The organism is Paenarthrobacter sp. JL.01a, assembly GCF_025452095.1.
Taxonomy (GTDB): Bacteria; Actinomycetota; Actinomycetes; order Actinomycetales; family Micrococcaceae; genus Arthrobacter.
Map to the genome: position 1 here is coordinate 1,265,320 of NZ_CP104877.1, position 22,568 is coordinate 1,287,887.

The 22,568-nt window shown below is 63.8% G+C and carries 21 protein-coding genes and 1 pseudogene; 17 read left to right on the top strand and 5 right to left on the bottom strand.

Translation table 11 applies throughout. From position 1 onward, the window contains the following. Window positions 1–36: 36 nt before the first annotated feature. Both N5P29_RS06185 and N5P29_RS06190 read left to right on the top strand, forming a co-directional pair. Window positions 37–1,551 (top strand): amino acid permease, encoded by a 1,515-nt coding sequence (locus N5P29_RS06185; protein WP_410007898.1) that lies wholly within the window; start codon window positions 37–39, stop codon window positions 1,549–1,551. Beyond that, on the top strand, window positions 1,548–3,254 hold the full coding sequence (locus N5P29_RS06190; protein ID WP_262277760.1) for a flavin monoamine oxidase family protein: 1,707 nt from the start codon (window positions 1,548–1,550) through the stop codon (window positions 3,252–3,254). Before N5P29_RS06185 ends, N5P29_RS06190 begins: the two co-directional genes overlap by 4 nt. A 71-nt stretch (window positions 3,255–3,325) precedes the next feature. Here N5P29_RS06190 and N5P29_RS06195 read toward each other — a convergent pair whose 3' ends face one another. Then, on the bottom strand, window positions 3,326–3,847 hold the full coding sequence (locus N5P29_RS06195) for a gamma carbonic anhydrase family protein (protein ID WP_262277761.1): 522 nt from the start codon (window positions 3,845–3,847) through the stop codon (window positions 3,326–3,328). An 89-nt stretch (window positions 3,848–3,936) separates the two neighbouring features. After that, complete coding sequence (gene purU, locus N5P29_RS06200; RefSeq protein WP_262277762.1) at window positions 3,937–4,788, bottom strand: formyltetrahydrofolate deformylase; 852 nt, start codon at window positions 4,786–4,788, stop codon at window positions 3,937–3,939. Between the two features lie 237 nt (window positions 4,789–5,025). Between purU and glyA the strand changes: the two genes are divergently transcribed. The 5 genes from glyA to N5P29_RS06225 all read left to right on the top strand — a co-directional run bounded on the left by glyA (window position 5,026) and on the right by N5P29_RS06225 (window position 9,761). After that, window positions 5,026–6,321 (top strand): serine hydroxymethyltransferase, encoded by a 1,296-nt coding sequence (gene glyA, locus N5P29_RS06205; protein WP_262277763.1) that lies wholly within the window; start codon window positions 5,026–5,028, stop codon window positions 6,319–6,321. A 131-nt stretch (window positions 6,322–6,452) separates the two neighbouring features. Continuing rightward, entirely contained in the window at window positions 6,453–7,346 is an 894-nt protein-coding gene (locus N5P29_RS06210) for a bifunctional methylenetetrahydrofolate dehydrogenase/methenyltetrahydrofolate cyclohydrolase (RefSeq protein WP_262277764.1), read from the top strand. Window positions 7,347–7,445: 99 nt separating this feature from the next. Beyond that, window positions 7,446–8,639, top strand: a complete 1,194-nt coding sequence (locus N5P29_RS06215) for a sensor histidine kinase (RefSeq protein WP_262277765.1) — start codon at window positions 7,446–7,448, stop codon at window positions 8,637–8,639. Further along, the gene (locus N5P29_RS06220) at window positions 8,636–9,301 is read left to right on the top strand and encodes a response regulator transcription factor (RefSeq protein ID WP_262277766.1); all 666 of its coding nucleotides are present in this window, start codon (window positions 8,636–8,638) and stop codon (window positions 9,299–9,301) included. Before N5P29_RS06215 ends, N5P29_RS06220 begins: the two co-directional genes overlap by 4 nt. Before the next feature lie 139 nt (window positions 9,302–9,440). Next, window positions 9,441–9,761, top strand: coding sequence for an SHOCT domain-containing protein (locus N5P29_RS06225; protein WP_262277767.1), 321 nt, complete (start codon window positions 9,441–9,443; stop codon window positions 9,759–9,761). A 10-nt stretch (window positions 9,762–9,771) separates the two neighbouring features. Here the strand turns inward: N5P29_RS06225 and aqpZ are convergent, their stop codons facing one another. Continuing rightward, window positions 9,772–10,551, bottom strand: coding sequence for an aquaporin Z (aqpZ, locus tag N5P29_RS06230; protein WP_262277768.1), 780 nt, complete (start codon window positions 10,549–10,551; stop codon window positions 9,772–9,774). Window positions 10,552–10,789: 238 nt separating this feature from the next. On the opposite strand from aqpZ, the gene N5P29_RS06235 reads away from it, so the two are divergent. The 9 genes from N5P29_RS06235 to N5P29_RS06275 all read left to right on the top strand — a co-directional run bounded on the left by N5P29_RS06235 (window position 10,790) and on the right by N5P29_RS06275 (window position 17,924). After that, entirely contained in the window at window positions 10,790–11,719 is a 930-nt protein-coding gene (locus tag N5P29_RS06235; protein WP_262278517.1) for an ABC transporter ATP-binding protein, read from the top strand. After that, window positions 11,712–12,566, top strand: coding sequence for an ABC transporter permease (locus N5P29_RS06240; protein WP_262277769.1), 855 nt, complete (start codon window positions 11,712–11,714; stop codon window positions 12,564–12,566). The genes N5P29_RS06235 and N5P29_RS06240 overlap by 8 nt, the downstream gene beginning before the upstream one ends. After that, window positions 12,563–13,396 carry an ABC transporter permease gene (locus N5P29_RS06245; RefSeq protein WP_262277770.1) on the top strand — a complete coding sequence of 278 codons (834 nt, stop codon included), beginning with the start codon at window positions 12,563–12,565 and terminating at the stop codon, window positions 13,394–13,396. Before N5P29_RS06240 ends, N5P29_RS06245 begins: the two co-directional genes overlap by 4 nt. Window positions 13,397–13,521: 125 nt before the next feature. Beyond that, window positions 13,522–14,088 carry a hypothetical protein gene (locus N5P29_RS06250; protein WP_262277771.1) on the top strand — a complete coding sequence of 189 codons (567 nt, stop codon included), beginning with the start codon at window positions 13,522–13,524 and terminating at the stop codon, window positions 14,086–14,088. Window positions 14,089–14,098: 10 nt separating this feature from the next. Continuing rightward, window positions 14,099–14,941: an exodeoxyribonuclease III gene (locus tag N5P29_RS06255; RefSeq protein ID WP_262277772.1), complete on the top strand. Its 843-nt coding sequence runs from the start codon at window positions 14,099–14,101 to the stop codon at window positions 14,939–14,941. 11 nt (window positions 14,942–14,952) lie between these two features. Continuing rightward, a complete protein-coding gene (trpS, locus tag N5P29_RS06260; protein WP_262277773.1) occupies window positions 14,953–16,044 on the top strand; it encodes a tryptophan--tRNA ligase in 1,092 nt (363 codons plus the stop codon). 4 nt (window positions 16,045–16,048) lie between these two features. After that, a complete protein-coding gene (locus N5P29_RS06265) occupies window positions 16,049–16,726 on the top strand; it encodes a 2'-5' RNA ligase family protein (protein ID WP_262277774.1) in 678 nt (225 codons plus the stop codon). Continuing rightward, window positions 16,653–17,738, top strand: a complete 1,086-nt coding sequence (locus N5P29_RS06270; protein ID WP_262277775.1) for a YihY/virulence factor BrkB family protein — start codon at window positions 16,653–16,655, stop codon at window positions 17,736–17,738. Before N5P29_RS06265 ends, N5P29_RS06270 begins: the two co-directional genes overlap by 74 nt. A gap of 33 nt (window positions 17,739–17,771) precedes the next feature. Continuing rightward, window positions 17,772–17,924, top strand: coding sequence for a hypothetical protein (locus N5P29_RS06275; RefSeq protein ID WP_262277776.1), 153 nt, complete (start codon window positions 17,772–17,774; stop codon window positions 17,922–17,924). Between the two features lie 77 nt (window positions 17,925–18,001). Here the strand turns inward: N5P29_RS06275 and N5P29_RS06280 are convergent, their stop codons facing one another. Both N5P29_RS06280 and N5P29_RS06285 read right to left on the bottom strand, forming a co-directional pair. Next, the gene (locus N5P29_RS06280) at window positions 18,002–20,182 is read right to left on the bottom strand and encodes a hypothetical protein (protein ID WP_262278518.1); all 2,181 of its coding nucleotides are present in this window, start codon (window positions 20,180–20,182) and stop codon (window positions 18,002–18,004) included. 153 nt (window positions 20,183–20,335) lie between these two features. Continuing rightward, window positions 20,336–21,139: pseudogene (locus tag N5P29_RS06285) on the bottom strand (glycoside hydrolase family 43 protein); the annotation flags it as partial. A 67-nt stretch (window positions 21,140–21,206) separates the two neighbouring features. Here N5P29_RS06285 and N5P29_RS06290 point away from each other — a divergent pair. Next, window positions 21,207–22,508: an ABC transporter substrate-binding protein gene (locus tag N5P29_RS06290; protein ID WP_262277777.1), complete on the top strand. Its 1,302-nt coding sequence runs from the start codon at window positions 21,207–21,209 to the stop codon at window positions 22,506–22,508. Window positions 22,509–22,568: the final 60 nt, after the last annotated feature.

The window sequence follows — 22,568 nt, forward strand, 5'->3', positions numbered from 1 at the left end:
AACTACTTGGAAGGGACGTCAAGGGTGACTGTGCCTGTGAACACCGAAAACACTGCGGCGGTGAGTGCTGCCAAGCTGGGCCTGGGAGCCCAGCTGTTGCGTCGTAAGCCCATTGGGCAAATGGTCAGCGAGTCCGGCAGCGGCGAAGGCGGCACGCCGCTGGTCCGCAGCTTCGGCGTGCTGCAACTGACCATGATCAGCGTCGGCGCCACCCTGGGCACCGGCATCCTCGTCATCCTCGGCGAATCCGTTCCACTGGCGGGTCCGGCGATCTGGATCTCCTTTGTCATTGCCGGGCTGGCGGCGCTCCTGTCCGCTGTCTCCTACGCCGAAATGGCCGGGCTTGTCCCCGTAGCCGGCTCCAGTTACTCCTACTCCTACGCCACCATGGGCGAAGGAATGGCGTGGATCTGTGGATGGTGCCTCGTCCTCGAATACGCGGTCTCCGTAGCAGCCGTTGCTGTCGGGGCCGGACAATACGTCAACGAGACCCTGGCTGCGTTCGGGCAATTCCTTCCCGACGCGTTGTCACAGCCGCCGGGGGACGGGGGCCTGGTCAACGTACCTGCTGTGGTGATCGTGGTCTTCGCCATGATCCTCCTGGTCCGGGGAGCCCGTGAGAGCGCATGGATCAATACCGCGATCGTCATCATCAAGGTTGGCATCCTGGTCTTCTTCTGCGCAGTGGCCTTCACGGCGTTCAACGCAGGCAACTTCGAGCCTCTCCTGCCCATGGGGGCCGCCGGTGTTTCGGCCGCCGCCTCAAGCGTGTTCTTCTCCTACATCGGATTCGACGCCGCCTCCACCGCCGGTGAAGAGGCCAAGAACCCCAAGCGCGACCTGCCCCGGGCCATCATGCTCTCCATGGTGATCGTCACCAGCATCTACGTCCTGGTCTCAGTGGCGGCAATCGGTGCCCGTCCTTGGGGATGGTTCGACGGTACCGAAGCGGCCCTGGTGCAGATCCTGCATGAGATCACGGGCCAGCCCTGGATCGCCCTGGTCTTCTCCGTCGGAGCTGTGCTGGCGATCGCCAGCATTGTCTTGACGGTTCTCTACGGGCAAACCCGCATCATGATGTCCATGTCCCGCGATGGCATGGTGCCCAAAATCTTCGGCCGCGTATCCCACCGAACCGGCACCCCGGTGGCCGGAACGCTCATCATTGGTACCGCCGTCGCCCTCACCGCCGGCTTGGTGCCGCTGGGTGCGCTCGCGGACGCCACCAGCATCGGCACCCTGTTTGCCTTCGCGTTGGTAAACATCGCGGTGATCTATCTTCGGCGGAACCGCCCGGACCTTGAGCGCAGCTTCCGCGTCCCGCTGTATCCGATCACGCCGATCCTGGGCGCCCTTATGTGTGCCTACCTGATGCTCAACCTTGGTGCCGACACCTGGATCACCTTCGGTGTCTGGATGGTGGTGGGCATCGCCATCTACTTCGGCTATGGACGCCGGAACTCCAAGGTAGCCGCGCTCAGCGAGCAGGACTACCGTGAACTGACAACCAGGGCCATGGGCCCGGAACCTGTGAAAGCAGCAAAGCCATGACCATCGCTACCGAACTCCCACTCGCAGACGCGGCCGCTCCCGCGAAGGGCTCCACGGAAGCCCCCATCACCATGCTGAACCCGGACTTCCCCTTCAGCTACGACCACTACCTGGCCAACCCGGCCGGACTCGGGGCCATCCCGGAGGAGAAGTACGGCACGGAAGTGGCCGTCATCGGTGCCGGGCTCTCCGGACTCGTAGCTGCCTACGAACTCATGAAGCTCGGCCTCAAGCCGGTCATTTACGAAGCCGACCAGATCGGCGGCCGCCTCCGCACGGCCAGTTTCCCCTCTGCTCCCGGCGTCGTGGCCGATCTCGGCGGCATGCGCTTCCCGGTGTCCGGCAAGGCGTTCTACCACTACGTGGACCTGCTGGGCCTGGACACCAACGATTTCCCCAACCCCATGGCGCCGGCAACGTCCAGCACCGTGATCGAACTCGCCGGCAAGAAGCACTACGCCACAACTGCCGATGAGTTGCCAGAGTTCTTCCGCGAGGTCGCCGACGCCTGGAAAGCCGCAATCAACGACGGTGCCGCCTTCACCCAGATGCAGGAAGCCATCAAAGCCCGCGACACCAAGCGCATCAAGGAACTGTGGAACGCGATCCTTCCCGAGCTGGACGAGCAGACCTTCTATGGCTTCATCGCCGCCAGCAAGTCCTTCAAGGAAGCCGGGTTCGCCCACCGCGAGGCTTTCGGCCAGGTAGGTTTCGGCACGGGTGGCTGGGACACGGACTTCCCCAACTCCATCCTCGAGATCCTGCGCGTCGTGTACACCGACGCCGACGACCAGCACCGCTCCATCGTCGGTGGAGCGCAAAGGCTCCCTGAGGCACTGTGGAACCACGCGCCGTCGGGCCTCAAGCACTGGCCGGAAGGCACCTCGCTGGCGTCGTTGCACTTCGGTTCGCCGCGCGGAGCCGTGGACAACATCCGCCGTGCCGCCAACGGGGACCTCGTGGTGCGGGAAAACTGGGGACGCGAAGCCAGCTACCAGGCCGTGGTGACCACCTGCCAGTCCTGGCTGCTGTCCACCCGCATCCACACCGAGGAAGCGCTCTTCCCAGCCGAGATGTGGACCGCGATCGAGCGCTCGCACTACATGCAGTCGTCCAAGACCTTCGTGATGGTTGACCGCCCGTTCTGGAAGGACATCGACCCGGAGACCGGGCGCGAAGTGCTGTCCATGACGCTCACCGACCGCCTCAACCGGGCAACATACTTGCTCGACGACGGCCCCGACAAGCCCGCTGTCATCCTCCTGTCGTACACCTGGAACGACGATGCCCTGAAGTGGCTCGCGCTCACCGCGGAGGAGCGGGTGAAGCTGATGCTGCACTCGCTGGAGCAGATCTACCCGGGTGTGGACATCGCCAGCCACATTGTGGGCCAGCCCATCACAGTCTCCTGGGAAGCGGATCCGAACTTCATGGGTGCCTTCAAGGCGAACCTGCCCGGGCATTACCGTTACCAGCAGCGGCTGTTCACGCACTTCAAGCAGGACAAGCTGCCCCAGGACCAGCGGGGCATTTTCCTGGCCGGCGACGACGTGTCCTTCACTGCAGGATGGGCCGAGGGCGCTGTGACCACGGGCCTGAACGCGGTGTGGGGCGTGGTGAACCACCTGGGTGGATCCTCGGCTGCGGGGAACCCCGGTCCGGGTGACCTTCTGGACGAGCTCGGCCCGATCTCGCTGGACTAATCCAGTTGCGAGGCCCGCTTTGCGCACTAAATCCCTTGGGTAGTGCGAAGAGCGGGCCTCGCAGTCGGCATTTAAGAGGCGTGCATCTCCCGGTGCGCGGCGGCCAGTTCCTTATAGTGGGCGGCGTTGTGCTTCACGCCCTCAAATTCCTCGTCCGTGAGCTCACGCCGGACCTTTGCCGGTACACCGGCTACAAGCGATCGCGGGGGGATGACCGTGCCCTCCAGGACCACGGCTCCTGCAGCGATGAGCGAGCCCGTTCCGATCACTGCGCCGTTGAGAATGGTTGCGCTCATGCCGATCAGGCAGTCGTCCTCCACAGTGCAACCATGGACTACTGCGCTGTGCCCCACGGAGACGCGCTCACCAACGGTGCAGGGGAAGCCAGGATCCGCGTGCAGGACTACGTTGTCCTGGAGATTGGATCCCGCACCAACCTTGATGGCGGCGGTGTCGGCCCGGACGGAGACGCCGTAAAAGGCGCTGGAGTCCTGGGCCAGTGTGGCCTTTCCAATGATTGATGCCGTAGGCGCCACGAAGGCGGTTTCATGGATGGCCGGGGTGTCCCCGGCGAACGTGTAAGAGGGAGCCATGTGCCCCAGCATATTCCCAACCAAGTAACAGCAAACGTCGCTGTGAAGGGTCAGTGGGACGTTTGCTGTTACCTAGTTGGGTGCAGGGGTTAGTTGAACACCACGGTACGGGTGCCATCCAGGAGCACCCGGTGTTCGGCGTGCCACTGGACAGCCTGTGCCAGGGTGCGGCCCTCCACGTCGCGGCCCATCTGGACGAACTGGGCAGCCGTGCGGGCGTGGTCCACCCGGATGACTTCCTGCTCGATGATCGGGCCCTCGTCCAGGTCCGCTGTCACATAGTGTGCAGTGGCACCGATGATCTTCACGCCCCGGGCGTGCGCCTGGTGGTACGGCTTGGCCCCCTTGAAGGAGGGGAGGAACGAGTGATGGATGTTGATGGCCTTGCCGTTCAACTCCGTGCAGAGATCGTTGGAGAGAACCTGCATGTAGCGGGCCAATACGGTGAGCTCAACATCATGCTCGGCAATGAGTTTCAGGAGTTCAGCCTCGGCCTGCGGCTTGGTCTCAGGAGTGACAGGGATGTGGTGGAACGGGATGCCGTAGAACTCGGCCAAGGGCTCCAGATCGCGGTGGTTGGACACAATGGCCGGAACGTCGATGGGCAGGGTACCGGCGCGCTGCTGGAACAGCAGATCGTTGAGGCAGTGGGCATCCTTGGAACACAGGATGATCGTGCGCACCTTTTCGCCCACGGGGTTGATCTGCCAGGTCATGCCGAAGGTTTCGGCGACAGGCCGCAGCGCCGCCGTCAGCTCCGCCTGGGTGCTCGACGTCGTTGCCTCCACGCGCATGAAGAAGTTGCCTGTAGTGGGGCTTCCGTACTGTTGCGAATCGGCGATGTTGCACCCCGCGCCAAGGAGGGCGCCGGCAACAGCGTGGACGATGCCGGGGCGGTCGGGGCAGGAAAGGGTCACAACAAAAGCGGTGGAGTCAGTCACACGGACAAGCCTACCGGTGCTGCCTTGTTGTACTGTTAACGGGTCGCAACTGGCGTTGGGTGGACTACCACCAGGGAGCGGCAATTACGAAGACCACGGATCGTACGCCTGGGCCGAGGGTCATGTCTTACCGTCGCACGCACGTGACCGATGCCTCCTGTCATCAAGGGGACGCGGGAATGCTGCTGCCGGTAGCCTGACCTGTAGCACCACCCGTTGCCTAGCCAGGAGATCTCCGTGACTAACACCACTACTTCAGCGACTGTCAGCAACCAGTCGCTCGCCGAACTCGACCCCGAGATCGCCGCAGTCCTCGACCAGGAGCTCGGCCGCCAGCGCGGCACCCTGGAAATGATTGCCTCCGAAAACTTCGCCCCCCGCGCCGTGATGGAAGCCCAGGGCTCCGTCCTGACCAACAAGTACGCAGAGGGTTACCCGGGCAAGCGCTACTACGGCGGTTGTGAATACGTCGACGTCGCTGAGCAGCTTGCCATCGACCGCGTCAAGGAACTGTTCGGCGCCGAGTACGCCAACGTCCAGCCGCACTCCGGTGCACAGGCAAATGCCGCAGCACTGTCCGCCATGATCACCCCGGGCGACAAGATCCTCGGTCTGTCCCTGGCCCACGGTGGCCACCTGACCCACGGCATGAAGCTGAACTTCTCCGGCAAGCTCTACAACGTGGCTGCCTACCAGGTCGAAGAAGACAACTTCCGTATCGACATGGACAAGCTCCGCGAGCAGGCCATCGCCGAGAAGCCGCAGGTCATCATCGCCGGCTGGTCCGCGTACCCCCGCCACCTCGACTTCGCCGCCTTCCGCTCCATCGCGGACGAGGTTGGCGCCCTGCTCTGGACTGACATGGCCCACTTCGCCGGCCTGGTCGCAGCAGGCCTGCACCCGAGCCCGGTGCCGCACTCCGACGTCGTCACCTCCACCGTGCACAAGACCCTCGCAGGCCCGCGTTCCGGCGTCATCCTGGCCAAGGAGCAGTACGGCAAGAAGATCAATTCCAACGTCTTCCCGGGCCAGCAGGGCGGCCCGCTCATGCACGTCATCGCGGCCAAGGCTGTTGCCTTCAAGATCGCCGGCAGCGAAGAGTTCAAGGAGCGCCAGCAGCGCGTCCTTGAAGGTGCCAAGATCATCGCCGACCGCCTGAACCAGTCCGACGTCGCCGACGCCGGCGTCTCGGTCCTCACCGGCGGCACCGATGTCCACTTGGTCCTGGTTGACCTGCGCAACTCGCAGCTGGACGGCCAGCAGGCCGAAGACCTCCTGCACTCGGTGGGCATCACCGTGAACCGCAATGCTGTTCCGTTCGATCCCCGCCCGCCGATGGTCACCTCCGGCCTGCGTATCGGTACGCCTGCCCTGGCTACCCGCGGGTTCGGCGCCACCGAGTTCACCGAGGTTGCCGAGATCATCGCCACCGCACTGAAGTCCGGCTCCGCCACCGACGTCGAAAGCCTCCAGGCCCGCGTCGACAAGCTGGCCGCCGATTTCCCGCTGTACCCGCAGCACGAGCAGTGGTAAACAGCCTTCCCAGGGCTGAATAAGCACTACCCGGTCACTGAACCGGTGCCGACGGGATCCGCCGCCACACCTACGGCGGTGGATCCCGTTGGCATGAGCCAACAGGTCACCCACCAGAAAGAGCAGATGGAATGACACAGTCCACCGCACAGATCCTTGACGGCAAGGCCACCGCCGCAGCCATCAAGGCAGAACTGACCGAACGCGTTTCCGTCCTGGCCGGCAAAGGCATCGTCCCGGGCCTGGGTACCATCCTGGTGGGTTCAGACCCCGGCAGCACCTGGTACGTCGGCGGCAAGCACAAGGACTGCGCCGAGGTCGGCATCCAGTCCATCCGCCGTGACCTGCCTGAGGACATCACCCAGGAAGACCTGCTCAAAGTTGTCCAGGAACTCAACGAGAACCCGGAGTGCACCGGCTACATCGTCCAGCTCCCGCTGCCCAAGCACATCGACCAGGACGTCATTCTCGAGGCCATGGACCCTGACAAGGACGCCGATGGCCTGCATCCCATGAACCTTGGCCGCCTGGTGGCCAACGTGAACGGCGAAATGAAGTCCCCGCTGCCCTGCACGCCCAAGGGCTGCGTAGAGCTGCTTCGCCGCCACAACATCGACCTCAAGGGCAAGCGCGTCCTCGTGGTCGGCCGTGGCGTCACCATCGGCCGCCCGATCGGGTTGCTGCTGACCCGCAAGGAAGTCAACGCCACGGTCATCCTGGCCCACACCGGAACCGTGGACCTGCCCGCGGAACTGAAGCAGGCCGACGTCGTTATCGCCGCTGCCGGCGTGCCGCACATGATCAAGGCCGGGGACCTCAAGCCGGGTGCCATTGTGCTCGACGTCGGCGTCAGCCGCGTTGACGACGGCAACGGCAAGGCTGTGGTCACCGGAGACGTTGACCCGGCTGCTGCCGACGTCGCCGCCTGGCTGTCCCCGAACCCGGGCGGCGTGGGTCCGATGACCCGCGCGATGCTGCTCGCCAACGTCGTGGAGAGCGCCGAGCGCCAGGCCGGCCTCGCGTAGCTTTCGCCAAACCCCGGCAGGGCGCCTACTCCCCACGGAGTAGGCGCCCTGCTCCGTTAATCCGACGACTAAAAGCACCACCGAAGCTAGGCTCTGTGTATGCAGCCCCTTTCCCCTGAGCCCAGGCGGCGTCCGGGGCCACAGCAATTCCCCGGCCCAGGCCGCTTCCAAGGCCGCCGCTTCGCGGGTCCGCCCACAAGCTTCATCGTTATCACTGTGGCTGTGATCCAGATTGTGGGAACGCTTTTCTCGGCCGGCCATCAGGCCGCGCCTCGGCCCTTGGACGCGTTCGCGGTCCTGCTGCTGCTCGCCGGTCCGGCCGGGCTGGCCTTCCGGAAGCGTGAGCCCCGGGCGATGCTCCCGGTCGCGCTTCTCGCTACCGGTGCCTATCTGGCACTGGGTTACGCCTGGGGGCCCATCGTCCTGTCCTTGGCGCTGGCCATCATCATGACGGCGGCTGCGGGCCTTCGCTGGCAAGCCTGGACCGGGGCGGGGATCGCCGCTGCCGCTGTCATCGCAGTGGCCTTCCTGGCAGGGGACGAAAGCTGGCCGGTGCGCGCCTCAGCCGGTGTGGCATGGGCAGCGATCCTGGTGCTGATCGGGCAGGGGATACGACGCCGTAGCGAACGGTTCGCCGAATACCGGCGCCGGCGTCTGGACGCACAGAAAGCCGAACGTGACGAGTACAGGCTCACCCTGGCCCGGGACATCCACGACGTCGTGGCGCACTCCCTCTCAATGATCAACGTGCAGGCGTCGGTGGCCTTGCATGTTGGCGCCGACGATCCCGAAAAGCTCAGGCCCGCCCTCGAAGCCATCAAGGCCGCCAGCAAGGAATCACTCACCGAAGTCCGCCAGCTCCTGGGCGTATTGCGTGAAGACATCCCACTCGCACCAGCTGCCCGGCCCACTCTGGCCCGCATCCCGGAACTCGTGAAAAACGCGGAGGTCGGCGGTCTGGTGGTCGCCCTGGATGACAACTCCGAACCCCGGCTCGTAGGTCCCGCACAGCAGGAAGCTGCGTACCGGATCGTCCAGGAAGCCCTCACCAACGTCGGGCGGCACTCAGGTGCCCGATCCGCCGTCGTGCGTCTCGCCCAAGCTGCCGGTGCGCTTACGGTGACCATTGGGGACGACGGCGGTGGCATGGGTGGCGCGCTACCCGGCAACGGGCTCACGGGGATGCGGGAGAGGGTGGCCGCGTTGGGGGGATCGCTGACTTTGATTGAACTGCATCCCGGCCTGCGCATCGAAGCGAGCCTGCCGCTACAGACCGAAGGGACCCGCCCATGATCCGCATCCTCCTGGCCGACGACCAAACCCTCATCAGGGCAGGCTTTCGTGCGCTCCTGGACGCCGAACCGGACATGGAGGTTGTGGGGGAATCGGGCACCGGGCGCGATGCCGTCCGCCTCGCGAACCGGGACAGGCCCGACGTCATCCTCATGGACATCCGGATGCCTGACGAAGACGGCCTGACCGCCACCCGGAGGATCCTCGGCGACCCCGCCCTGGTGGGAACGCGGGTCATCATCCTCACCACCTTCGAACTGGACGAGTACATTGCCGAGGCCGTCCGAGCGGGCGCGGCAGGGTTCCTGGTCAAGGACACCGAACCGGCGGAACTCATCCGGGCAGTCCGGGTGGTCCACGACGGCGACGCCCTGCTCTCGCCTTCCGTGACCCGGCGCATCATGGCACAGCTCGCCTCACAGAGCCGCGCCGCAGGGAAGGTCGTCCCGCTGGACCAGGTCACTGACCGCGAAAGGGAAGTGCTGGCGCTGGTAGGGGAGGGGCTGAACAACGCGGAGATCGCGGAACGGCTTTTCATCACGCCCCTGACCGCCAAAACCCACGTATCCCGCATCATGACCAAGCTGATGGTCAGGGACCGCTCCCAACTGGTGGTGCTGGCGTACGAGTCCGGGCTGGTGAAGCCAGGCTGGAGCAGCTGACCCACTCCCTCCGGAGTAGGCGGGTACCGCAAGGTGACTCCCGACGTCGGACGCCTTTCGGTCCGCTGCTGGACAGACTGGAACCAGAGCCGAAAGACGGTTCACGCCGCATCCGGCGCAGAGAGTTTGGATCACTGACATGTTCACAGCACTGACGTCCACCGTTGGGGAAACCACCACACTGGGAAGCTCCCTTGCCCAGCTCCCGGCCGTCGTCGCCGCCCATGGTCCTTGGGGAGACGGTGTCGCGTGGCCGTTCTTCCTGTTGTTTCCGTTGTTTTGGATCATCGTGATCGGCCTGGTCATCTTCACCGCCCGCAGAACCTGGCGGCGCAACCATCAGTGGGCGGCAACGCAGGGCGCCGAAGGCGTGCTCCGGGAACGGTACGCCCGCGGGGAGATTGACGAAACCGAGTTCCGGCAGCGCCTGGAGGTACTGCGCTCGCAGCCGTCGTCCTGAAGGTCCGGAATCAGTTCGTTGTCCCTTCAAAGACACGACGGTAGAGCGCCGCTGCTGCGACGGCGCCGGCGATGGGAGCGACTATGAAGACCCAAAGCTGCCCGAGCGCCCAGCCATCGCCGTAGAGGGCCGTTGCGATGGAACGGGCCGGGTTCACTGAAGTGTTGGTCACGGGGATGCTGACCAGATGGATCAGCGTGAGGCTGAGGCCAATGGCAAGTGCAGCGAACCCTGGCGCAGCACGCCGGTTCGTGACGCCGAGGATGACCAGGACGAAGACCGCCGTCAGCACAAACTCGATGACCAGGGCCGAGACGAGGCCAAAGCCTCCGGGGGAGTGATCACCGAAACCATTGGAGGCGAAGCCGCTGGCCCGGGCGGAAGTGAAGAAGCCGTTGGGACCCCCTGCCGCGATGGCAGCCAGCACGCTGGAGGCTGCCGCGCCGCCCACAACCTGGGCCACGATATATGCTGCGATGTCCTTGGCGGGAAACCGCCCGGCAACGGCCAGCCCGATGGTGACAGCCGGGTTGAAATGTCCACCGGAGACGTGGCCAAACGCGTAGGCGCCTGCAACGACGGTCAGACCGAACGCCAGTGATACGCCGAGAAACCCCACGCCCAACGCGTTCGCTGTATCCGGGAAGTTCGCTGCGAACAGGGCGGTGCCCACGCCACCAAAGACCAGGACGAAAGTACCAAGGGCCTCGGCTCCCAGCTTGGAAGTCAACGTCGGGCCAGTGTCACGATCCGTGGGACGCGGGGTGGTTCGGGTATTTCGGCTGGCCATTCTCGTCCTTTCATCGCGGAGGCGATTCGCTCCATATATGGACGGTCTGCCGGAACGCAGGTTCGTGACGCGGTTCAGCCCATCTTTTCCGGAACACGCGGCGCTCGCGGGGACGACTAAATTCAATAAATTTGCGGAATAGATCTTTCACATCTTCTCCGGCGCTACTAGTCTGCTGAGGGTGCACAATGAAGCAATCCGCTCTGCCTCGCCGGAATCACCACAAGCCAGCTTCGACATGAACTCACCTTCAGTCATCAGCGCACGCAACCTCACCAAGACCTACGGTGAGCTCACCGCTGTCGACAACATCTCCTTCGACGTCCCGGCGGGGGAGTCTTTCGGCCTGCTGGGGCCCAACGGCGCCGGGAAATCGACCACCATGAAAATGATCGGCGGCGTCTCCCAACGCACGTCCGGCTCGCTGAACATCATGGGCCTGGACCCCGAGACGCATGGCCCCGAGGTCCGCGCGCATCTGGGCGTCGTTCCACAGCAGGACAACCTGGACGAAGAGCTCAAGGTCCGCGAGAACCTCATTGTCTATGGCCGGTACTTCGGGCTGCCCCTGAGCTACCTGCGGCCCAAGGCCGATGAACTCCTGGAATTCGCCCAGCTGACGGACAAAGCCACCTCAAAGGTTGATGCGCTCTCCGGCGGCATGAAGCGACGGCTCACCATCGCCCGCTCGCTCATCAATGAACCCCGCATCCTGCTCCTGGACGAGCCCACCACCGGCCTGGACCCGCAAGCGCGCCACATTCTCTGGGACCGGCTGTTCAGGCTCAAGGAAAGCGGGGTCACGCTCATCCTCACTACGCACTACATGGACGAGGCCGAGCAGCTTTGCGACCGGCTCATCGTGGTGGACAAGGGCCGGATCATGGCCGAAGGCTCGCCGGCTGCATTGATCCGCGAGCATTCGTCGCGCGAAGTACTTGAGCTCAGGTTCGGTTCCGAGCGGAACGCGACCATCGGCGTCGAACTTCAAGGCATCGGCGAGCGTCTCGAGACGCTCCCCGACCGCGTGCTGATCTACGCGCACGATGGCGAGGCCGCACTGGAGCAGGTCACCGCCCGGGGGCTGCGGCCGCTGACCTCGCTGGTGCGCCGGTCCTCGCTGGAGGACGTGTTCCTCCGGCTGACGGGCAGGAGCCTCGTTGACTGACAAACCAAGCACGACGGCGGTGCCCCCGTTGCGGGCCCACCCACCTGCCGTCTCGGCGGCCAGGGCGCGCCGTTGGGGTTCCTTCTTCTACGCCGAGCAAGTCCTCCGGGTCATGCGCAATTACGGCTGGTCCGTGATCCTGTACAGCGTGGGGCAGCCCGTGGCGTATCTGTTCGCCATGGGAGTTGGCCTGGCCAGTTTGGTGGACGCCAACAGTGTGGCTGCCTTCGGCGGGGTGAGTTACCTGGAGTTCGTGGCGCCGGCGCTGCTGGTCTCCGCAGCGGTGATGACGGCGTCGGGAGAGTTCTCCTACCCCATTACGGACGGGTTCAAGTGGCGCCGGGTGTTTTACGGGCCGCATGCCTCGCCATTGACCCCGCGGCAGATCGCCAGCGGGCACATCATGGCCAGCACACTGAGGTTCCTGCTGCAATCGTTGGTCTACTTCGCGGTGGTGGCCATGTTTGGTGCGTCACCGAGCCCTTGGGGCTGGGTCTCTGCGCTGGTGGCTACTGTGGCTGCACTGTCCTTTGGGTTGCCGCTGATGGCCTACGCCGCGAGCATCACCCAGGACAAAGGGCAATTCGCCTTGGTGCAGCGCTTCATTGTGATGCCGCTGTTCCTGTTCTCGGGGACGTTCTTTCCGCTGGACACTTTGCCGTTGGCTGTGCGCTGGATCGGGTGGATCTCTCCGGTCTGGCATGGCACCGAGCTGGGCAGGGTGTTTACCTACGGGCTGGACGAGAACCCGTTGCTGACCATCACGCATGCGGTATTCCTGGTGGCGGCCGCAGTAGTGGGCTGGGTGCTGGTCCGCCGCCAATTCGTCAAAAGGATGGGTTCATGAGCGTCCTGACAGGCGGGCACAGCGCCACCGATCTTGCCCGGGAACGGAAGTTTGGTTCCCTGTACTCCCGCAACGCCAGGGCCGTGGTGGGGCGCGGCCTGATGGCGGCAAAATCGAGCACCTGGTTGGTGCTGGTGTCCGGGTTCTTCGAGCCGGTGCTCTTCCTGCTGGCCATGGGCGTGGGAATGGGCTCGATCGTGGGCACCGTCCAAGGTCCGGGAGGCGCGGAAATCAGCTACGCCGCCTACATTGCCCCCGCGCTCTTGGCGGTTTCGGCCATGAATGGGGCCATTTACGACTCCACATGGAACGTCTTCTTCAAGATGAACTTCGCCAAGCTGTACCAAGGGATGCTCTACACCTCGCTGGGCCCGCTGGACGTAGCCATCGGGGAGATCTTCCTGGCGCTGCTGCGCGGACTGCTGTACGCCACAGGCTTCACGGCGGTCATGGGAGTGATGGGGCTGCTCACCAGTTGGTGGGCCATTCTGGTGATCCCGGCGTCGGTGCTGATCGCGTTTGGTTTCGCGAGCTTCGGCATGGGCATCACCAGCTTCATGAAGACTTTCCAGCAGATGGACTGGATCAACTTCTTCCTGCTGCCCATGTTCCTGTTCAGTGCCACTTTCTACCCGCTGAGCGTGTACCCGCAGCCGATCCAGTGGTTCATCCAGGCCATGCCCCTGTGGCACGGAGTGGAGCTTCTGCGGCAGATCAGTGTGGGTGTCTTCACGCCCGCGACCGCCATCCACGTGGGCTATTACCTGGTGATGATCGCGTTGGGAATCATGCTCACCACAGGAAGGCTGCGCCGACTCTTCCTCAAATGATGGAGTTTTTGTACAGATAACGCTCTTATCAGGGCCTCTTAAGGGCATTAGCTGTACAAAAACTCGCGTGTTCGCCGTCCGTGGAAGCGTCCGGGGCACCATTGTGCGTTTGAGAGAATGGGGATATGCAATCTCTCGGTGACCCGCACCCGTCCACGTCTCCCGCCGGCAAAGGCATGTTCAAGGGCTTCCGCATTGGCGGCCTGGGGATGACTGTCGTCATCATCGCCTTCCTGGTAGCTGTCATCTTCGCGGCCAACCAGAACGACGTCGTCGGTTGGGTCGTGGCTGTGGTGGCCTTCGGTTGGCTTGCCCTGGCCACCTTCGTGGTCCTGAGTATCCGGCGGGCAGCCCAGCGGGCAGGGGCAAAGCTGACCGAAGCGCAAAATGCGTTCAACGCAGCAGCCGGCCGCGCGCCGTCGTCGAACATTGCTGACAACGGCGGCACCCGCGTGGTCGCAGAACGGAGCCAGGCGGACGAAGTCCGGGACCTCAAGCTGGACCACTCCTTCAAGATCGTCCAGGTCCAGGTCCGGGTGGTCGATGAGGAGCGGGCCAAGGGTGCTGCTGCGAACGAGGACACCATCAACCGCGCACTGGAAACCATCGCGATTACGGCCACCAACGCCAGGGATATGATCAAGTCTTCCGGCGGCTCCGACGAGCCCGTTGCCGGCACCATCATCGACTAGAGTAGAGCGGGTGAGTACGGCATTGAAGAAGGACTTCCTTCGCATCGCATCAGTCAACGTCAATGGCCTCAGGGCTGCCTATAAGAACGGCATGGCGGAATGGCTGGAGCCGCGCGAGGTCGACATTCTCTGCCTGCAGGAAGTCCGCGCTCCTGACGATATCGTCCGGAAGCTGATCGGCGAAGGCTGGCACATCCTCCACACCGAAGCTGAAGCAAAGGGCCGCGCAGGCGTTGCCATTGCTTCCCGTGAGGAACCCACGGCAACCCGCGTGGGGATCGGTGATTCCTACTTCGATACCTCAGGACGCTGGGTTGAAGCCGACTTCAACGTCAAGAACGCGGCGGGGGATTCCTCCACGCTTTCGGTGGTCAGCGCCTATGTGCACTCCGGCGAAGTCGGCACGCCGAAGCAGGATGACAAGTTCCGCTTCCTCGATGCCATGATCACCCGGCTTCCGGAGCTCGCCAAGCACAGCGACCACGCTTTGGTGGTTGGCGACCTCAACGTCGGGCACACGGAACTCGATATCAAGAACTGGAAGGGCAACGTCAAGCGTGCCGGCTCCCTCCCTGAGGAGCGGGCCTATTTTGACCGCTTCCTCGGCGAAGAAATCGGATGGAGGGATGTCCACAGGGGCCTGGCAGGAAATGTCGCCGGCCCCTACACCTGGTGGTCCCAGCGCGGTAAGGCCTTTGACACTGACACAGGCTGGCGCATCGACTACCACCTGGCCACCCCGGACCTCGCTGCAGCTGCTTTCTCCGCTGTGGTCGACCGGGCGCCTTCGTGGGACACCCGCTTCTCCGACCACGCACCGCTGGTAGTCGACTACCGGCTCCAAGTTCCCTAAGGTATTCCTCCATGACAAGCTCCACCACTGAAACCGCCACGGCTGCCGGCACGTCCACCAAACTGGCAGTTGGCGCCAAGCACAGGGTGCTCTCGGGCATGCAGCCCTCCGCTGATTCGCTGCACCTGGGCAACTACCTCGGCGCCTTGGTCAACTGGGTCCGTATGCAGGACGAGTACGACGCGGTCTTCTTCATCCCCGACCTGCACGCCATCACTGTTCCGCAGGATCCCGCGGAACTCGCCCGTCGCACCCGGATCACTGCTGCCCAGTACATCGCCGGCGGCGTTGACGTGGAAAAGTGCACCTTGTTCGTCCAGTCCCAGGTGCCGGAGCATGCCCAGTTGGCGTGGGTTCTGAACTGCATCACCGGCATGGGCGAGGCCGCCCGCATGACCCAGTTCAAGGACAAGGCCCAGAAGCAGGGGTCGGACCATGCCAGTGTTGGCCTGTTCACTTACCCGATTCTGCAGGCCGCGGACATTCTCCTTTACCAGCCGCACGGTGTACCGGTGGGCGAGGACCAGCGGCAGCATGTGGAGCTGAGCCGGGACCTGGCCAACCGCTTCAACAGCCGGTTCGGGGAGACCTTCCAGGTACCTGAGGCCTTTATCCAGAAGGAATCGGCCAAGATCTACGACCTCCAGAACCCCACAGCCAAGATGTCCAAGTCCGCGGAATCACCGGCCGGTCTCATCAACCTGCTGGACGACCCCAAGACCGTGGCCAAGCGCATCAAGTCAGCCGTCACGGACACCGAAACCGAGATCCGCTACGACCGTGAGAACAAGCCAGGCGTGTCCAACCTGCTGACCATCTACTCGGCCATCAGTGGTACTCCGGTGGAGAAGATCGTGGCCGATTACCAGGGCAGGATGTACGGACACCTGAAGGTGGACCTGGCCGAGCTCGTCTCCGGGCATCTGGCACCCATCCGTGAGCGTGCCAACGAACTCCTGGCCGATCCCGCGGAATTGGACCGTCTCCTGGCACACGGCGCGGACAAGGCACGGGAAATCGCCTCTGCCACACTCGCTGACGTCTACTCCAAGGTTGGGTTCCTGCCCTACCGCGGGGACCTCGGTAACCAGGGAGCCCTCTAAGTCCATGTGCGCCGCTGGCCAGCTCAACGTCAAGACCGACACCCGCAACGGTGTGGGTCCTGACGACTCCCGCCAGCCTGCTGTCGCCGGCGCTGATTGCGGCGCCGGTGACGCCATGTGCGTGGGAGTTATCCTCGGCTTCCCGCCGGAGATAGCCCGTGAGCTCCAGGAATGGCGGGCTTCCTTCGGGGACCCCATGGCTGAGGTCATTCCTGCCCATATCACGTTGATCACCACCACTCCCACCCAGGACTGGGCGGCTACCCGTGAACACGTGAGGGAAGTAGCCCGCAACCAGGAGCCTTTCCACATCACGATCTCCGGCACGGGATCCTTTCGGCCCGTCTCGCCCGTGGTGTTCGTAAATGTCGAAGAGGGCTTTGAGGAATGCGTGCAATTGCACGAGAAACTCCAGAGCGGTCCCCTCGAACGGACACTTCCTTTTCCCTACCATCCGCACGTGACCGTGGCGCACGACGTCGCCCAGGAAAATCTTGATGAGGCCGAAACGGTCCTCAGAGATTACCGAGCCACCTTCCCTGTGGTTAGCATGGGACTTTACGAGCACGACACCAACGGAATTTGGCAGCTACGGGAAGAGCTCGACTTTGGCGGCGATACTGACGAAGAACAGCAAGCGGATCCAGGCCGCGGAGGCAGACGCTCCTCCACTGCCAACTGAACTGGCGAAACTCAAGCTCGAGCTGCTCCGGAAGCGGCAGGATTGGGGTCATGCCAAGCGCGCCGGGGAAGGGCCGCTGAAGAAGGCCGGTGCTTTCTTCGCGCTTTTCATGGCGCGGCTGAACACCAACCGGGCCATGCGCTCGTTCCAGCACTACACGCGCCAGCATGGGCCCCTGTTGAGTGCCGGCATCGGCTTCAACATGTTCTTCTCCGTAACAGGTCTTCTCACCACGGGCTTCGCCATTGCCGGCATCGTCCTGGGCGGGAACCCGGTTCTGGAGGACGCGGTCATTCGAAGCGTTGCCTCCGCAGCGCCCGGACTGCTGCAGGTCAATGGCGGCGAAGGCCTGGTGGATCCGCAATCGCTGCTCAATCCCTCAGGCTTGGGCTGGACTGCGGTCATCGCTGCTGCCGTCACCATCTTCACCTCCCTCGGCTGGATCGCGAGCGTCAGGGAAGGCTTGCGGGGCGTCATGAACGAGGGCCCCTTGGTGCGCAACGCCATTGTCCAGAAGCTCATCGACGCCGGCACCCTGTTGCTCCTCGGCGTCATCCTCGTGGTCAGTGCCGGTGCCTCCCTGGTCTTTGGAACAGCGGCGGATTGGTTCTTCCAGTTGCTTCACCTTGACGAGAACGTTGCCGCCCCGATCGCCGCGGTCATCAAAATTGCGGTTCCGCTTTTGCTGAACTGCGCGACGGCGGCAGTGCTGTTCCGCGTCGCCGGTGGCCTTTCGTTGACCCGGCGCGCGTTCCTTGAAGGAGTAGTGCTGGCAGGTGTAGGAACCACCGTTCTGCAGTTTTTCAGTACTGAACTTCTTGCCCGTTCCGGCAACAACCCCGTTCTGGCGTCGTTCGCCATCATCATAGGCCTGCTCATCTGGTTCAACCTGGTGAGCCAGGTGTACTTGGTCTCGGCATCGTGGTCGGCTGTTCGTGAGGCGGATATGGAATCGGGGGAGAACCCGCGGAAGAAGGTCCTCGGTTCGCGTCGTGTAGTGCCGCGTACCTGAGTAGTGCCGCGTACCTGATCAACTGGAGGCAGAATGAACAATCAGCTGTGGATTTCCTGCCTCCTGGGTGCTGCCGTGGGGCTGATCGTAGGGCAGTTGATCTTCAACTCACCCTTTTTGGGGATCCTCTTGGGGGTCGGTCTCGGCGCACTCGTGGGCGCAGCAGTTGGCCCGCGCCGCCGTTAACAAGTGCAACGCGGGGTCACTTATGGCCCATGATCCACCCTTGGATGGGCCATGAGTGACCCCGCGTTGCTTGGAAACTAGGGGGACCGCACCAGTCCTTCCCACGCCACCGTCCAGTCGGCGGGAAATCCCGGGGCGTGACGATCCGGTCCGTTGTCCCAGCCCGCAGCCATCAGGGCCGCCGCGGCAAGGAGCCCACCGTTGCCAGGCAGGTACAGCGGCAAAGAGTCGGTTTGGCGGTTGTGACCGTTGGGAAGCACCGTGTTCTTTCCGGCTTCCAGCAGGAGCGCGTCCACAGCGGCCTCGGGGTCGCCCAGGCGTGCGGCGGTCATGGCCATGACGGGGTAATCCCAACCCCAGGTGCTGCCCCAGTCCCAGTCCGCCAGGACGTCCTTCAACGTAGCGCGCATGACGTCCGGGTCGATCAGCGCGGTCTCCGGGAGGACTCCCAGTGCGCACAGCATGGACGGGTGGTCCGTGCGGATGGTGAAGGGCTCCACATCGATGGCGGCATACACGCCGTCCACCACCCGCGGTGGGACCATCCCCTCGGCTACATCGGACCAGGCAGGCATAGGCTCCAGTCCCAGCCGTTCCCGCCAAGTGGCCGCTGTTTGGAGTGCCCATTGCCAGTACGCCAGCTCAAACGTGGGGTTCGTGACCGTGGACCTGATGGGGCCATAACTCTCCTGCGCCGGAATCAGGGGCGGCCCCAACTCGAACCCCCTCGGCGTGGGATGGGCGAAACTGGCCATGAAAGCCGCCGACTCGAACACGATCTCCGCGAACTCCTCCAGCACCTCGCGCGTGGGATGGGCCCGGTACACCAGCTCGGCCAGGTAAATGGGATGCGGTTGTTGCCAGATGAGGAAGGTGCCGATGGTGCTCGGGCTCTCCCGACCGTCCGGTCCCACCTGTTTGGGCCAGCGCACACCCTCAAAACCTTGCTGCCTGGCGGTCTGCCGCGCCGCGTCCAAGATCGTTGAGTACCAGCGCAGGGACGGTAGCAGGAGCTCCACCCGGTTCCATTGCGCGAAATGGGCCGCGTGCCACCAGTGCATTTCCAGGTGGAAGCGGCCACGCCAGGAGTTGCACACCAGCCCCGTCTCCTGAGGCGGCAGCGAGCCCGAACAGTTGATCGCTGTAAGGTATTGCGACAAGACAATCCTGCGTTCCAGCTCTTTGGCCCGGGGATCACTGCTCGCGTCAAGCTCGATCGCGCCCCCGGAGTACCAGAACCGGGGCCACCAGGCTGCCGAGGCTGCCGCGACGCCGCTGCCGGCCTCCAGTTCCGGTGAACGCACGACGCCGGCCCCTGGCTTCGCCTGCTGGCTCGCCACAGTGGTTGCTTGGCTTTCTTTGCTGCCACGCGGGATGCAATCATCGTCGCCGGCTGAAACAAATTCGATGGAGAGGTCCAGGACGTCCCGCTTGGCGGTGATCCGCACGGAGTGCTCGCCCGCCTGCTCAAGGTCCAAGCCGTTCCCAGTGACAACGACGTCATACCGGGAGTCATCCAGTTCGCGGTGCACAACCCATTGTGTGGCGTTCGTGGTGGGGGCTTGGGCCGGCAGGTCCAGCTTCGTGGAGTGGGCCTCGGGCTTGGTCCAGTCGGCGGCGTCATGCCAGGCTTCGGACCCGTACGGAAAGTCGATGCCGATCAGCAGTCCGTGCCCCAACGCCGGCGATTCCACACGCAAGCCGAGTTCGTCGACGTCGGGATGGCACGCCGTCGTGACCTTGACGGGGTGACCTGCCAGCATGAAGCGGCTGGTCACCGTGCCGGTCCATAGGTCCAGGGTCTGTTCAGTTGCCGTGACATCTGACGGTGTCAGGGGGCATTCCTGACCGTCCTCGATCAGCCGGAAACCGATCCGGCCGAGGTCCAGTCGATGCGGGTTGGCCCTCAGCCACGTCTCGGCGGCGGAGGTATCCGTCTCGCGGTCGTTAACGATCTCGCCCACCATGTCCACGTACGGGACGGGACCACGAGGGGAATCGTAGAGCACGGTGGAGTCGTCCAGTGTGTAGGGCTCGGCGGGCGGAACCGAATGCCAGGCCCACTGCGCCTGCGTCCCCAGGAGTGTTCCGGGCGGGAGTTCGTCGCGGGCTCCTACGGGGTAGAGTCCGGGGAAAGTCTGCAGGCCCGTGAGGTCCATCGTGAAGGCAAATTCACCGTTGCCCACGGATACCGGGCTTCGCGGATCCAACGAGTGCTGGCGCACGTTGTGCCGGCTGACGAGGGCCTCCCGGTCGATGTGACGCCGGCCAATGGGTCCGGAAGCAGGCGATAGTACCACCGTGTCCTCGAGTTCGCGCAGGGGGAAGAACGCAGCGCGCTCGTCAGGACTTTTATTGGGCTGGTGCAAGGTGAGGAACAGGCTACCGTCGAGCTTCCGGGCGATCATGCCGTGCCCACCGTCCTTGCTCCACAATGCCTCGGGTTCCTGAGTCCATGGCCCCAGTACGGTCCCCGACTGGCTGCGGGCAATACCCATGGCGTAGCCCTCCTCACCGAAGCTGGACCAGAGCATGATCAGCTTGCCGCTGGAGAGCCTGTGCAGGAACGGGCCATCGGTGACGTGTAGGGGTGCCCCGCTGTGGGACGGTCTGTTCAAGGGGCGGGACCAGGGGGCCTCGGAAGCCGTGAACAGGACATGTGGTTCGCCTTCTGCGCGCCGGAGATCGTGGCTGAGTCGTTGGGCAACCACCGCGCCGTCGTCGATCTGCTTCCACTCGTGGCAGAACACCAGCCACGGCGCCCCGTCCTGGTCGACGTGCAGCGTTCCGTCAAGGCACTCCCATTCGGAGGGAGTGACAGGGCCGTCGCTCCAGGGCTCATACGGACCTTCGGGCTCCACGGCAGAGAGTATCTGGGTTCCACGGGAGTGGCCGGGGGCGGTGAAGGTCGCGAACATGTAATAGCGGCCGCGGTACTGGTGGACTTCGGGCGCCCAGTATTGTTCCTTGCTCCAGAAACCGGGAGCGGGACGGAACGCCGGGAACGGCCCCTCCCATGCCAGGAGGTCATTGCTCCTGTAGCAGTCGAAGCCCGTGGCCGGACCGGACCAGATGTTTTCGTCAGTACTGCCAAAGAGCAAGTACTCCTCGGAGGCGGGCAGCGTCAGGACATAGGGGTCCCGGATGTGGATCTGTTCCAAGCGTTGGGGCACGGCGGACTCCTCGCGGAATGAATAGTTCATAATCTGAACCATTGACGAATATACACCCTTTTGATACGTTTCAGGAACCGTTTTCTCGAGGCTGAAAGAAGCTTACCCAATGACGCGTAAATCTCTCCGAAATATTCGCAAATCCCTGGCATTCCTTACTGCCGTAGGCATGCTTGGGCTCACCGCCGCATGTTCCAGTCCTTCCTCCAACCAAGCTGAAGACGGGCCAGTGGAAATCCGCTTCTCATGGTGGGGAAACGCCTCGCGTGCCGAGCTGACCAACAAAGCCATCAAGGAGTTCGAAGCCGCCAACCCCAACATCAAGGTCAAGCCCGAGTACGGCGACATCGGTGGCTACTTCGACAAACTGGCCACCCAAGTGGCCGCCAACGATGCCCCGGATGTCATCACCATGGGTGGCGCCTACCCTGCCGAGTACGCCAACCGCGGCGCACTTCTGGACCTCTCCAAGGTGCAGGGCTCCCTGGACCTGTCAAAGCTGGATCAGGGTGCCGTGGAAAACGGCCAGGTGAAGGGCAAACAATATGGTGTCTCCACCGGAGCCAACGCTCTGGCGATCGTGGTGAACCCCGCTGTCTTCCAGACGGCAGGAGTTGCCCTGCCGGATGACAGCAAGTGGTCGTGGGATGACTTCGCCAAGGTGGCCGCGGACATCACGGCGAAGAGCCCCAAGGGGACCTACGGCACGGCGACGGTTCTAACCCATGACTCCCTGGATGCCTTCGCCCGCCAGCGCGGCAAGTCGCTGTACACCCAGGACGGCCAGCTGGGTCTGGACAAGGACACTGTGCAGGACTACTTCGACTTCTCGTTGAAGCTCAGCGAATCCGGTGCGGCCCCCAGCGCCTCCGAGACTGTCGAGAAGCTCAATGCCGGCACGGAGCAGACGCTCATGGGCATGGGCCAAGCCGGCATGATGCTTACCTGGAGCAACTCCCTCTCTGCGCTCAGCAAGGCATCGGGGGCTGACCTGAAATTGCTCAAGCTCCCCGGTGAGACGCCCACTCCAGGCATCTGGCTCCAGTCCTCACAGTTCTACACCATTTCCGCTCGCAGCAAGCACACTGATGCCGCCGCCAAACTGGTGAGTTTCCTGGTGAACAACGAGGCCGCGGCCAAGATCATCCAGAGCGACCGTGGCGTGCCCAGCAATCCCGGCATGCGCACGGCTGTGCAGGACCTCCTGACGCCCCAGGGCAAGGTTGAGGCCGCCTACATTGACCAGATCGGCAAGATGGACTTCGCCCCAACGTACATCGGACCTACCGGCTCCACTGCCGTTTCCGAGATCACGGCCCGCATCAACACCGATGTCCTGTTCAAGCGGCTGACCCCGGAGAAGGCTGCCGAGCAGTGGCTCAGCGAAAGCAAGGCCGCCATCGGCAAGTAACTACCCAACTAGGGGACAGCACATGCTCTACTGAGGCCTCAGTGGAACGTTTGCTGTCCC

What these genes read in the sequence shown, in the direction of transcription:
- N5P29_RS06210 (WP_262277764.1), top strand. Translation starts at nt 6,453, where the DNA reads ATGACACAGTCCACCGCACAGATCCTTGACGGCAAGGCCACCGCCGCA.
- N5P29_RS06250 (WP_262277771.1), top strand. Translation starts at nt 13,522, where the DNA reads ATGCAATCTCTCGGTGACCCGCACCCGTCCACGTCTCCCGCCGGCAAA.
- N5P29_RS06225 (WP_262277767.1), top strand. Translation starts at nt 9,441, where the DNA reads ATGTTCACAGCACTGACGTCCACCGTTGGGGAAACCACCACACTGGGA.
- N5P29_RS06190 (WP_262277760.1), top strand. Translation starts at nt 1,548, where the DNA reads ATGACCATCGCTACCGAACTCCCACTCGCAGACGCGGCCGCTCCCGCG.
- N5P29_RS06290 (WP_262277777.1), top strand. Translation starts at nt 21,207, where the DNA reads ATGACGCGTAAATCTCTCCGAAATATTCGCAAATCCCTGGCATTCCTT.
- aqpZ (WP_262277768.1), bottom strand. Translation starts at nt 10,551, where the DNA reads ATGGCCAGCCGAAATACCCGAACCACCCCGCGTCCCACGGATCGTGAC.
- N5P29_RS06275 (WP_262277776.1), top strand. Translation starts at nt 17,772, where the DNA reads ATGAACAATCAGCTGTGGATTTCCTGCCTCCTGGGTGCTGCCGTGGGG.
- N5P29_RS06195 (WP_262277761.1), bottom strand. Translation starts at nt 3,847, where the DNA reads ATGGCTCCCTCTTACACGTTCGCCGGGGACACCCCGGCCATCCATGAA.
- trpS (WP_262277773.1), top strand. Translation starts at nt 14,953, where the DNA reads ATGACAAGCTCCACCACTGAAACCGCCACGGCTGCCGGCACGTCCACC.
- N5P29_RS06220 (WP_262277766.1), top strand. Translation starts at nt 8,636, where the DNA reads ATGATCCGCATCCTCCTGGCCGACGACCAAACCCTCATCAGGGCAGGC.
- N5P29_RS06265 (WP_262277774.1), top strand. Translation starts at nt 16,049, where the DNA reads ATGTGCGCCGCTGGCCAGCTCAACGTCAAGACCGACACCCGCAACGGT.
- N5P29_RS06215 (WP_262277765.1), top strand. Translation starts at nt 7,446, where the DNA reads ATGCAGCCCCTTTCCCCTGAGCCCAGGCGGCGTCCGGGGCCACAGCAA.
- N5P29_RS06235 (WP_262278517.1), top strand. Translation starts at nt 10,790, where the DNA reads ATGAACTCACCTTCAGTCATCAGCGCACGCAACCTCACCAAGACCTAC.
- N5P29_RS06245 (WP_262277770.1), top strand. Translation starts at nt 12,563, where the DNA reads ATGAGCGTCCTGACAGGCGGGCACAGCGCCACCGATCTTGCCCGGGAA.